8 protein-coding genes are annotated in these 11,203 nt (G+C 64.4%); 5 read left to right on the forward strand and 3 right to left on the reverse strand.

The window, feature by feature from the left end:
- The first annotated feature begins 228 nt into the window (after nt 1-228).
- The 4 genes from KA184_21010 to KA184_21025 all read left to right on the forward strand — a co-directional run bounded on the left by KA184_21010 (nt 229) and on the right by KA184_21025 (nt 6,601).
- Entirely contained in the window at nt 229-4,029 is a 3,801-nt protein-coding gene (locus tag KA184_21010; protein ID MBP8132069.1) for a S8 family serine peptidase, read from the forward strand.
- Between the two features lie 99 nt (nt 4,030-4,128).
- On the forward strand, nt 4,129-4,599 hold the full coding sequence (locus tag KA184_21015) for a hypothetical protein (protein MBP8132070.1): 471 nt from the start codon (nt 4,129-4,131) through the stop codon (nt 4,597-4,599).
- A 47-nt stretch (nt 4,600-4,646) separates the two neighbouring features.
- The gene (locus KA184_21020; GenBank protein MBP8132071.1) at nt 4,647-5,531 is read left to right on the forward strand and encodes a hypothetical protein; all 885 of its coding nucleotides are present in this window, start codon (nt 4,647-4,649) and stop codon (nt 5,529-5,531) included.
- Nucleotides 5,528-6,601 carry a hypothetical protein gene (locus tag KA184_21025; GenBank protein MBP8132072.1) on the forward strand — a complete coding sequence of 358 codons (1,074 nt, stop codon included), beginning with the start codon at nt 5,528-5,530 and terminating at the stop codon, nt 6,599-6,601. Before KA184_21020 ends, KA184_21025 begins: the two co-directional genes overlap by 4 nt.
- Before the next feature lie 94 nt (nt 6,602-6,695).
- Here the strand turns inward: KA184_21025 and KA184_21030 are convergent, their stop codons facing one another.
- Together KA184_21030 and KA184_21035 are read right to left on the reverse strand one after the other, a co-directional pair.
- Nucleotides 6,696-8,228, reverse strand: a complete 1,533-nt coding sequence (locus KA184_21030) for an ABC transporter permease subunit (GenBank protein ID MBP8132073.1) — start codon at nt 8,226-8,228, stop codon at nt 6,696-6,698.
- Between the two features lie 3 nt (nt 8,229-8,231).
- Nucleotides 8,232-9,020 carry an amino acid ABC transporter ATP-binding protein gene (locus KA184_21035; protein ID MBP8132074.1) on the reverse strand — a complete coding sequence of 263 codons (789 nt, stop codon included), beginning with the start codon at nt 9,018-9,020 and terminating at the stop codon, nt 8,232-8,234.
- Nucleotides 9,021-9,249: 229 nt separating this feature from the next.
- Here KA184_21035 and KA184_21040 point away from each other — a divergent pair, with 229 nt between their 5' ends.
- Nucleotides 9,250-9,858 (forward strand): hypothetical protein, encoded by a 609-nt coding sequence (locus KA184_21040; GenBank protein MBP8132075.1) that lies wholly within the window; start codon nt 9,250-9,252, stop codon nt 9,856-9,858.
- 37 nt (nt 9,859-9,895) lie between these two features.
- On the opposite strand, the gene KA184_21045 is transcribed toward KA184_21040, so the two are convergent.
- Nucleotides 9,896-11,203: neutral/alkaline non-lysosomal ceramidase N-terminal domain-containing protein (locus KA184_21045; GenBank protein ID MBP8132076.1), on the reverse strand; the 1,308-nt coding region annotated here is incomplete at its 5' end.

Raw genomic sequence — 11,203 nt, forward strand, 5'->3', positions numbered from 1 at the left:
GACAAGGTGTATTGACGGGATTCGGAGGAAGGTCTATCATGGCGTTTGGTTCGCGAGGAGGCAGGCTCGGCCCGGGCATTCCCCTGTCCAGGAGATGAGGCGAGGCGGCAGGATAGGGTTCAATAGGGCTGCGGGCTCGTGATCCAAGGCAGTAGCATTCGTTTCCTGATTTCCACTTGCAGTTCAGCGTGAAGACCACAGCCCGGTATCGTCAAGGAACCGCGCGAGTTGGCGAAATACGCATCGGAGAAGAGACTCAGGCGTCGGGCACAAGCTCGCGGCGCCGCGTTCCGCGCGTTGCCGGGGTTTTTCGTCGCTTGTTTGTTCCTGGGGGTGGTGGTTTTGGGGCCGGGGCAGGCGGCCGCGCAGGGGGGCGGGCTCTGGTTCGAGGCGCAATTCGGCAAACCGGACGAAGTGGTTGTGCGCGGGCAGGGCGGCCCGGTGCGCCTTCTCTCGGACAGGGCGGGCGTGCGAGCGCTCAAAGGCGCCCACCATTATTTGGGGCCGGGGGGCGAGCCCGTTGAGTTGACTGAGGTGGCCGATGAGGTGGTGGTGGGCTATGCGGGCGGAGCGCCATCGTCGCAGGCGGTTTCGGCGGTCCCTTCCAGGGCGGCATTCGCGCTGGGGCAAGGCCGCGCGCGGCTCGAACTCGACGGGACCGCGGCGGAAGCCTGCGCGCAATTGGCGGCGCGGCCCGAGGTGCGCTTCGCGTATCCCGTTCTTTACGACTTGTCGATTCCGGGGCGCGTCATGCCGACGGACGAACTCGTCGTATGTACAATGCCCGGGGCGGACATCCAGGGGGTGGCCGCGCGTCACGGGGTTGCGGTGCTGTATCCCCTGTGGGCGGCGGAGAACCAATGGATTGTCGCGCTGACGGAGCCCAAGGTGCAGTCGCCCCTGGACGTGGCGAACGCGATCAGCGCGGACCCGGAAGTCCTCTGGGCGGAACCGGATTTCATCGTCGAGGGCCGCAAGGCTGTCAACGATCCGCTATTCGGCAACGAATGGCATCTGGAAAGCACGGGGCAGAACATCAGCGGGAAAATGCCGCTGAACGACAACGACGTGGATGCCGAGTCCGCCTGGGCGCAACTGAGCGCGCCCTATCCGACTGTGGTCGCGATTGTCGATGACGGCGTCCAAACGAATCATCCCGACCTGCAGAACAATATTTTCGTGAATACCGCCGAATCGGGCGGGTCGCCCGGAATCGACGATGATGGCAACGGCTATGTTGATGACATCAACGGCTGGAACTTCGTCGGCGGCAACAACAACCCGAATCCGGCGGATGCGGAAGACAGCCACGGCACGGCCGTGGCCGGCGTGGCGGTCGCGGTGGGCAACAACGGCACGGGCGTGGCGGGTGCGGCGTACGCGGCGAAAATACTGCCGGTGAAGATGGCTTCGGGTTCTTCTTACGCGACGGACAGCCAACTCGCGTCGGCGTTCCGTTACGCGGGTTCGTTCGCGCACGTGATCAATTTCAGTTGGAGCTGGGGCAGCAGCACTACCGTCCGGTCCGGCATTCGCGACGCGCGCGAAGCCGGCGCGCTGCTCTTCGCGGCCGCCGGGAACGGCTACGGCTGGGGCGCTTACCAATTGAGCGGCTTTCCCACGGGTTCGTTCACGCACCGGTGGCAGTACCAGAAGAACGCCAACACCAGTTCCGGCCAGGATACCGCCTGGCTGGACCTGGTGCAGTTTCCCGACGGCGTTTTGGAAAACTTCGACGGCGTGACCGCGCCCGCATTGCCCGGTGGCTGGACCACAGGCGGCAACGCGAACTGGACAACAGTCGCCTCGCCCGCCGACCTGTCCCCGACGCGCCCCAACGTGGCCAAGGCGGGCACGATCACGCACAGCCAGAGCACGTACCTCCAGGTGGCGCACAATAACGCCACAGCAGGGAACTTGCTTTTCGTGATTCGGCCATCGAGCCAATCGGGGTTTGACGGTGTCCAGTACTTTGCGGACGGGAATCCGTACTTCGATTTGATCTCCGGTGTGCCGCCTTCGTCTGTTGCGTACCCGGCTTATTACGACGAGGTCGTTTGCGTCGGCGCACTCAATTCGGACGCCTTCCGTTCCTATTACAGCCAGGTCGGCGCGCCGCTTGATTTCGTCGCGCCGAGCGGCGGCACGTTCATGCAGTTGGGCATTGAGACCACCGACCGGACCGGCACGGACGGTTACAACACGAACTCCGGCACAGCGGGGGACTATTGCAGGGCCGGCGACGACACCGGTTTCTCGGGCACGTCCTCGGCGACGCCCCTCGCGTCGGGCGTGGCGGCGCTCGTACGCGCGGCCAACACCGGGTTGTCGCCCACGCAGGTGCGCAATATCCTGCGCGAAACAGGCAATAAGGTCGATTCGGCGGTCAATCCTTACGCGGGCCGGCAGACCGGGCGCAACGACAATCTCGGTTATGGCCGCGTGAATGCCCATGACGCGGTGATTGCGGCGCAATCCACGCCCACGCCCGCAACCCTCGCGTCTTCGGTCAAGATTGTGGAACTCGCGGACGACCCGGCGGGCCTGGAATTCATCGAAATCTACAATTTCTCGACGACTACGGCCTGCGCGCTCAACAATCTCGCGCTGACGGATAACGAAACGACGAACGACGTGGCCGAAGGCGCGTGCCGGTTTCCCGAAGGCTACTCGATCCCGCCGCGCGGCCTCGTTGTGGTCGTGGTGGGCACGGGCGCGACGCAGGCGTTCGTGGACGAGGTCACGGCCAACGCGACCGGCCCCTATGGCCCGGCGGGCGGCGCGCAGATGTTCGAGACGGTCAATTCCGGACTCTCCTTCGGCGGAACGGCCATTCCCAACATGGAAATCCCCGGCGGCGTGGACCCGGACCTGACCGATTCCGACAACGCGATGCTCGTGATCACCGATGGATATGAGATCACGTTTCTGAACGAAGTTCTCGACGGGCTTGTCTACGGCGCGGCCACGCTAACGGCGAACTCGTCTTTCGGCGTCGCGCCCGGTATCTCGGAATCGGCGACCTACGCAAGCAATACGGGTCTTACGACGGGCTTTTCGTTGCAGCGGCGCTATCCGTACACCGACACCAACGATTCGCTCCCCGATTTCCGGCTCATGACGCTCACGCCCGGCATGCTCCCGCCGCCGAGCACCGTCGACGCGCATTCAAGCCCACAACCCGACCGCGACCTGCCGGGTTGGAACGACACGGAACCTGAAAAGATGAGCGTATTGACGTTCCGCGTGACCGATCATGGTTCGGACGGCCTCGCGACGCTCATCGACCGGGTTGCCATCGGCATTTCGGGCACCGCGGGCGACGCGGCGAATGACATCGCGTGGGCCGAACTGCGCGACGCGTCCGCGCGCGTCGCGCTGGCCGCGTCGATCTCGAACACGGAGATCGTTTTCGGCGCAGCGCCCAACGGCGACAGCGCCGCGCAATTGGACGCGGTTTCCGACAATGCGTTCGTCGAGTACACGGTCTACATCTACCTGAACACGGTCTTGCTCGGGCAGCACGACGAAACGTATGTGTTCGACGTGGATGAGACGCGCGTCGGCGCGGACGGCGGCAACAGTACGCCCATGGGGCCGGACTCCGGCGCGGTCGTGCCCGTGACGGGCACGCTGGTCATTGCCGCGCTGGGCATCACGGTCACGCCGGACACCTGGAACATCGGCCCAAAGCCGCTTAATTACGCCGGGGAATCGGGCTCCTTCGTGGTCCAGAACACAGGCAACGTGGCCGAGAATTTCTCGATCGAGGGCGAGAACGCGAGCGGCGGCTGGACGCTTCAATCCGCCGTGGGCCTGAACGCGTTCAAGGTCGAGGCGGACCGGGGCGACAACGGCAGTTATGAAACGGTCCTGTCCACCAGCGAACAGCCGTTCGCTACGAACGTAGCGGTTTCGGCAACCGAGACCCTGGGCTTGCGCTACAGCAGCCCGAGCAGCGACAGCCTCGGCGCGGGCATGGCGCAAGACTTCACGATAACGCTGAAAGCATCGGTGTACGCGCCATGAGAAATGCGGATGCTTGCGGGCGGGCAGCTTGCTGCCCGCAATGGAGTGGCCGGTGAAACGAGGAACTACAAGCAGTTGCTTGATAAGGAGGAAACAAACATGAGAAGGGCAAGTGTGATGATGGCGGCGGCCGCGTGCCTGCTGGGTGTTTGCGGCCAGGTCTGGGCCGCCGATACGGACACGATCACCGTGACCGTATCGCTCGAGGCGGTCATCTCAGTGTCCGTGTCGCCGAATACTTGGAATATCGGCGCGATCGCGCTGAGTGGCACGAACGGGCCGCAGTCGTTTACGGCGACGGTCGGCAACAGCGCGACCAAGCTCGAGATCATGGGCTCGAATGGCGCCGGTGGCTGGACCATAGGCGCGACGCCCGGCGCGGACCGCTTTGTGGTCGCGGTGACGTCGCCGGCGATCACGCTGACGACCGCATACCAGACGCTCGAAGCCAGCGTGGCCGCGTACGGCAGCAAGGGGTTTGACCTGACCTACTCCGCGCCGGTCAGCGACACGAAGGGCGGCGGCGTGGACCAGAGTTGCGTGGTTACCTTGAAAGCCAGTGCGCCGTAACGCGCGCCGGAACGGTGTCTCAAAATGCCGGTTGGAGTGCTCGTGATATGACACGGAGCAGTCGGACAGCCGCGTGGTGCGTGTGCCTCTTGCTTGCGCCGCTCTCGACCGAGGCGGCGAGCCTGAAGGTCGCGCCCGCACGCTTCATCGTGCACAATGTCACGCCGGGCGCCTTGTATGACATCTGCGCCGAGACGGGCCTGCGCTTGACGATTTACAACGACGATGACGCGGCGCGGACGTGGGTGCTGTCCGTGCATCGCCCTTCGGACCGTGGCTCGTGGGAAATGGGCTACGCGGAGATCCCCGATCCGTCGTGGTGCTGGTTCGACCAGGCCGAGGTCACCGTCGAGCCGCAGGGCAAAGAGTACGCCCACCTCTTCCTGCAAGTGCCCGATGAGGAACGTTACTATAATCAGCACTGGGTCGTGACGCTGGGCATCGACGGCAAACCCGGGCGGGGTGGCATCGCGCTGGCGGCGGACGTGCGCGCGCAAATCGAGACGAAGAGCAAGGCGGACGCCGCCGCGAAACCGGACGGGCCGTTGGGCGTCGCGCCGAGCATCGTTCGCTTCGAAAATGCCGTGCCGGGCGCGGCGGCGGCAGCGACGGTTATGCTCTACAACAACGGCTCCGTGTCCCGGACCTACGCTGTCTCTCGGCTGTTCGACGACGCCCAAATCGAGCAGAAGACGTACTTGACGCATGGATTCGAGAGGATACCGGCGGCGGACTGGCTGCGCTGCGAACAAACGGTGCAGATTGCACCAGGAGGGTCTGCCATTGTGCCGGTGTCGCTGAACCTGCCAGCGGACACAGCGCCGGCCGGCGGGAAGTGGGAAGAGTTGTTGCTGATCCAACCGCAGGAAGGCCGCGCCGGGTTTGTGCGCGTACAGATTGAGACGCGGGAGGAACCGAAGACCGCACCATGAGACGTGGACGGCACATAGCGTCGATGATCGCGCTGCTGTGCATGCTGCTGGCGGCAGGCGGGAACAGTCTGGCCGCCACAACCGCTACGATCAGTGTGTCCGTGTATCTCGACGACTCGCGCCCCGCCGTCGCCATGACGTCCGCTTCTCCCAACGCGACGAACGCGGCGCTCATCCCCGTGACGGTGCAATTCAGCGAGCCGGTGCTCGGTTTCGACGCGGGCGATGTCATCACGGCCAACGCGCTCCTGGTCGCCTTTGCCGGCGCGGGCGCGAACTACAGCTTCAATCTGATCCCGGAGGGCGAAGGCGCTGTGATCGCCGATATCCCGGTGGGCGCCGCGCACGACGCCGCGGGCAACCCGAGCACCGCTGCGGCCCAATTCGTCCGGTTCTATGACGCGACCCCGCCCGCCGGCGCGCTCGTCATCAACGGCGACGCGGTGCTCACGCGGACTGTCGCGGTCAGCCTCGACCTGAGCGCCGACGACGGGGCCGGTTCCGGCGTGGCGCATGTGTCGTGCCGCAACGCGGGCGGGGTCTGGTCCGCGTGGGGCGCATACTCGCCGTCTCGCGCATGGACCCTCGAAAGCGGACAGGGCTACAAGACCGTCGAGGCGCGGTACCGGGATGCCGCGGGCAACGTCTCAATCGTCACGATTGCCGACACGATTGCGTTGGATACGGAACCGCTTGCGGTGACCATCGCCGGGCCCAATCCCGCTTACGCGGGGGAACAAGATTCGCACACATTCGAGGCCAGCGTCTCCGGCCTGTTCGGCGAGCCCGCCTATCAATGGTATAAGGAAGACGGGGGCTCGAAGGCGCTCGTCCCAATCCCGGCCGCTACGGAACCGGTCTATCTCCTTGAGGCGCTGGAGCCCGGCGACGGCGGCAGCTACTGCTGCGAGGTCTCTGACGACACGGAAACGGCGCTTTCGCCGGCAACGGTCCTGATTGTTCAAACCGGCCTGCCGGTCCTGGGTTTCCTGGGGATTTGCGCCGCCGTGGCGTTCCTCGCAGGGGCGGGGATTTGCGCCCTGCGTGGCGCGGCGCGCCGCGGGGCATGAAGCTTGTCCCGCGAAAGCAAGGCTCATGCTCTGGTCCTGTGGCGTGGGCATCCTGCCCCTGTTCTGCTCATCCACGGGACGCCCGGGCCGCGCGTCAATGTGCGCGGCCGGGCAGGGGACGGCTTTCGACGGCCAGGCGTTTTTCGGTCCATCGCGCGAGCCGGACAAACGGCAGGCCGAGCAGCAGGTAGATGACCGCCACCAGAATGCCCGTGCCGAAATAGTCGTAGTAAGTCGTGGCCAGTTGGCCGTAGACCTTTGTCAGTTCGACCATGGTAATTACGGAAACGAGCGACGAATCCTTGAGCAGCGAGATGAAATCGTTGGTCACCGGCGGCAGCGCCACGCGGACCGCCTGGGGCGCAATCACGTGCCGGATCGCCTGCCACCGGGTCATCGCCAGCGCGAGCGCGGCCTCCATCTGCGTGCGCGGCACGGACATCAGGCCCGCGCGGTAGTTTTCGGCCTCGTAGGCGGCGTAGTTCAGTCCGAGCCCGACGACGCCGGCGATGAAGGGTGAGAACCGGATGCCGAGCGCGGGCAGGCCGTAGAAGATGAAGAAGAGCTGGATGAGCACGGGCGTGCCACGCACGATCTCGATGTACAACGTCGCGAGAATGCCCAGGGGCCGCGGCGCGTACACGCGCAGCACGGCGAGAAAGAACCCGAAGAAGATAGCGAGCAGCATGGCCAGAACCGAGATCTCCATCGTCGTGATCGCCGCGCGCCCGAAGATCGGGAGAAACCGGACATAACGAAGCAGGCGTTCCTTGAGCGGCGAATCCGGATTCTGTTTCGCCACCCACTCGTTATAGACCGCAGGCTCGGTTGTGCTCGGGCTGTAGTCGCCGAACTCGTCGGCTACGGCCTTGTTCCAGAGATTCCAGCGGTCGAGAATGGCGCGCAATTCGCCGTTCTCGCGCATTTCCATGAGCCCCGCGTTGATGTCTTCCAAGAGCGCGGCGTTCTTCCGGGCGATGGCGAACCCGTACACGATGCGGCCGATTTCGGGGCCGACGAACTTCAGGTCGGGGCGCGGCCCGCCGTAGTACAGCGCGACCGGCCCGTCGAACAGCGTCGCGTCGATTCGCCCGATGGCCAGGTCGTCGTATCCGTTCACCTCCGTAGCGTACGCGCGGATATCGACGTCACCGAGGTCCTCGAGCATGTAGTACGCCAGGGATTCCTTCAGCGTGCCCACGGCGTGGCCCTTGCAGTCTTGCAGGGAGTTGATGATGAATGAATTTCGGGGCACCGCGAGCTGGAGATAGGTAATGTAGTAGGGCACGGTAAAGGCAACGGCCTCCTCGTGCTCCGGCGTGATTTCCTGTCCTTGGATGGCGATGTCGTACAGGTCGCGCTGCAGGCCGGGGATGAGCTTGTCCCAGTCGTTCTGCACGTGCTCGGCCGTCATGCCCATGCGCTTGGCCAGCGCCTCGATAATCTCGACCTCGAACCCGATCAGGTTGTCCGAATTGTCGGACTCTTTGAACACGTACGGCACTCCACCCTCGAGGTCGGCGCCGTAGCGCAGGACGCCCTCGGCCGAAACGGCCGAGACCGCTAGGATGAAAGCGGACGCCAGAAACAGGCGGCAAGGAACTCCGTTTGAGGGGTGGCTCAGCATGGCTCAGGACTCCATATGCTTGCGGAGGAAGCGGCGCGTGCGGTCGTCTTTCGGAGCAAGGAAGATCTCGTCTTCATCGGAGATTTCCACGATCTCTCCGTGTTCCATGAAGATGATGTAATCGGAGGCGTCGCGCGCGAAACGCATCTCGTGCGTGACGATGAGCTGCGTCATGCCTTCGCGGTCCAGTTCGCGCATTACCTCCAGCACCTCGTTGACCAGTTCCGGGTCCAGCGACGACGTCGGCTCGTCGTACAGCATTACCTTCGGCGCCATGGCCAGCGCGCGCGCGATGGCGGCCCGCTGCTGCTGCCCGCCGGACAACTGGCCCGGGTACCGGTCCTTGTAGGTGAGCAGGCCCACCTTGTCGAGCAGGCGCAGCGCGTTCGCCTCCGCCGCGTCGCGCGGCTCTTTCTTCACCACCATCGGCGCGAGCATGATGTTCTCGCGCACCGTCTTGTGCGGAAACAGGTTCAGCGACTGCAGCACCATGCCCACTTCCGCGCGCAGGGCGTGCGCGCGCGCGTAGAAGTTCTGGTCCGGCCGCGCGGATTTGCCGGCGCGCGCCAGCGTCACGCCCGCAATCGAAACCGTGCCGGAATCGAGGATTTCCAGGCAGTTCAGGCAGCGCAGGAGCGTGGATTTGCCGCAACCCGATGGCCCGATGATCGAGACCAGGTCCCCTTCTTCGATCGAGAAGCTGATGTCCCGCAGCACGGGCGCGCCGTCGTAGCTCTTGACGAGATTCCTGACGGAGATTAGCGGGGTTGCGGTACTCGCGGCGTCGATCATCGCATGCCCTCCCATGGTCGCGCGTGGAATCACAGAATGGGAAAATACCGCGTCCGCACGGCGCGGTCAAGAGGGTATTTCCCGGGCGTCCGGGCGCGGCGTTGCCGTCGCGGAATCATCGCCAGCTGGACCCGCACCGGCGCGGGGCAGACGGTTGCAGTATAAGCATGCAGGCTGATATATCATCAGCACGCAAGACGATGCGCCCGAACGGGCGGGGGAGACGGGCATGGCGGACGAGAAACCGGGGTGGGACAGGCGGTTGTTGGCGCGGGTGGGACGCGCGGCATGCTTCGCACTTATTTACAGTCTTCTCTGCTTCTGGTTCGGCTTTGCCACGCTATTCCTCAGTAAAGCATTCGAGCAACCGCATCCTCAATATTGCGGCCCACACACGTGGTTCTCCTTGGCGGTTCAGGGATGTCTGTTCCACGGCAGCTTCTGCGGTCTGGTCATGGGCTTTGCCGTATTTGGAACGGCGCTGTGTTTTAGCTCGGACCTGCCCGACGACTGCCTTTACCGCCCCTATCGGGGCGGGATAGCCCGGTGCCTGCGTAGAAGGCGTTCTCAGTGGGTGCTGATCCTCGCGGCAATCTTTCTCGGATTCTATTGGTATGTCACGTCGGAGCACTACGCCATCCTGGAATTGCGGATGCACGGCTTGATTTGGCCGCCCCACCGAATCACGTTGACCGTGAATGTGGCCTACGGCGCGTTGTGGCTCGCGGATGTCATCAGCAGACCATCGAAAAAAGCCCTTGCTCCCTGCGTTGCGTTCCTGTTGTTCTTGCTGCTCGTGGTGTTGCCGTTCATAGGGACGGGATTCGTGGTGGAATGAGGCCGGGGCCAACGCCTGAAGCAACCGCTCCGCAAAGTCATTTTTGCGTCGCAACTGCCTTGGCCAGTTCCGTGGCCTTTTCCTGGAGCAGCGGGCCGAGGCTGTCGCCGTAGAAGGAGGCGGTCACTTCGTAGCCGCTCTGGTTGTACTCGTCGGGCGTGAGGATGTAGCCGATGCCGTCGTTGGTCAGCGAGGTGACGCAGGGGTACGCGATTCCCGCATTGCGCATTTCATCCTTGACCGCCGAGCCAATCAGGCAAATGGGTTCGCCTGGGAACGTGATCATCTGGAAGTCATTCACGCGCAGCGCGCCAAGGGGCGCTTTCTCCGGAAACATGATCGTGAGCAGCAGGTCGAGCTCTTCCTGCGTGACGTGGTACTCGTCGCCCGCGATCTTGATGAAATCTGGCGCGCCTTTCCGCTCGGGCAAAGCGACCCATTGTGTTTGCAGGGCGAACGTCTCGACCGGCGCGGACTTCAGGGTTTCGGCCAGCCGCGCCGCCGCGATGCCCACACGCAGCCCGTAGTTCTGTGCGTGTTCGTAGTGGCTGCCGCCGTGGCGGCCACTCGGCGCCTGGTCGCCCTCCGCGCCGTTCGTGTACAGGCACGTGACCCCGTCCATCATCGCCTCGACGGTGCGCTGCATCTGGCCGGCCCATTCGCCGGAGACGAGCATGTCCGTCTCATCGACAAACGTGCCGTGCGCGGTAAAATTCACCAGAACGGCGTATGGCGAGCCGTCGGCCTTGTCCAACCGCAGGACCGTCAGCCCCGGGTCGACGCAATCGTCCCCGCGGCGGTTACGGTTCCTGTTGGGCAGGTCGACGGTCCCGGCGGCGGCGGTTACGGGCTGCAAGGCCCCATCGGCCTCGCGCAGGGCCTTCGCGAGCCGGTCCGTGACAAACCCGAGCATCTCTTCCGAGAAGATGCCGATGTGCGGGTTGTTCGCGATGTTGCGGCGGTCCAGCGCAAAGCCTTCGAGGCCCGTGTGACTGTGGCTTGCGGCGATAAGCGCGCGGTCAGAAGTCAAACCGCCGACGGAGGCCTTGGCGACGGCCTCCTCCACGACGCAGATGGGCACGCTGCACGTGTCCACGGTCACCACGGCCGATTTCTGACCGTTGAATTCGAAAACGAGGGCTTTCCCGTACAGGGTATCGAGGACGCCCTTCGCGGGCTCCCCATTCCGCGCGCCATAGCCGCCCAACTGCGTGGGGATGCCTTCTTCGAGCGGGGTAATGCTTACCGCGGCGACGCCAGCGCGCAACTGGGCTTGCGCGGGCAAGGCGGCCAGCATGGCCAGGACCATCATGCGCCACATGCCAGGAACCCTCCGGAAGTTGCC

This window comes from Candidatus Hydrogenedentota bacterium (assembly GCA_018005585.1).
Classification (GTDB): Bacteria; Hydrogenedentota; Hydrogenedentia; order Hydrogenedentales; family JAGMZX01; genus JAGMZX01.

What these genes read in the sequence shown, in the direction of transcription:
- KA184_21015 (MBP8132070.1), top strand. Translation starts at nt 4,129, where the DNA reads ATGAGAAGGGCAAGTGTGATGATGGCGGCGGCCGCGTGCCTGCTGGGT.
- KA184_21020 (MBP8132071.1), top strand. Translation starts at nt 4,647, where the DNA reads ATGACACGGAGCAGTCGGACAGCCGCGTGGTGCGTGTGCCTCTTGCTT.
- KA184_21025 (MBP8132072.1), top strand. Translation starts at nt 5,528, where the DNA reads ATGAGACGTGGACGGCACATAGCGTCGATGATCGCGCTGCTGTGCATG.
- KA184_21030 (MBP8132073.1), bottom strand. Translation starts at nt 8,228, where the DNA reads ATGCTGAGCCACCCCTCAAACGGAGTTCCTTGCCGCCTGTTTCTGGCG.
- KA184_21035 (MBP8132074.1), bottom strand. Translation starts at nt 9,020, where the DNA reads ATGATCGACGCCGCGAGTACCGCAACCCCGCTAATCTCCGTCAGGAAT.
- KA184_21040 (MBP8132075.1), top strand. Translation starts at nt 9,250, where the DNA reads ATGGCGGACGAGAAACCGGGGTGGGACAGGCGGTTGTTGGCGCGGGTG.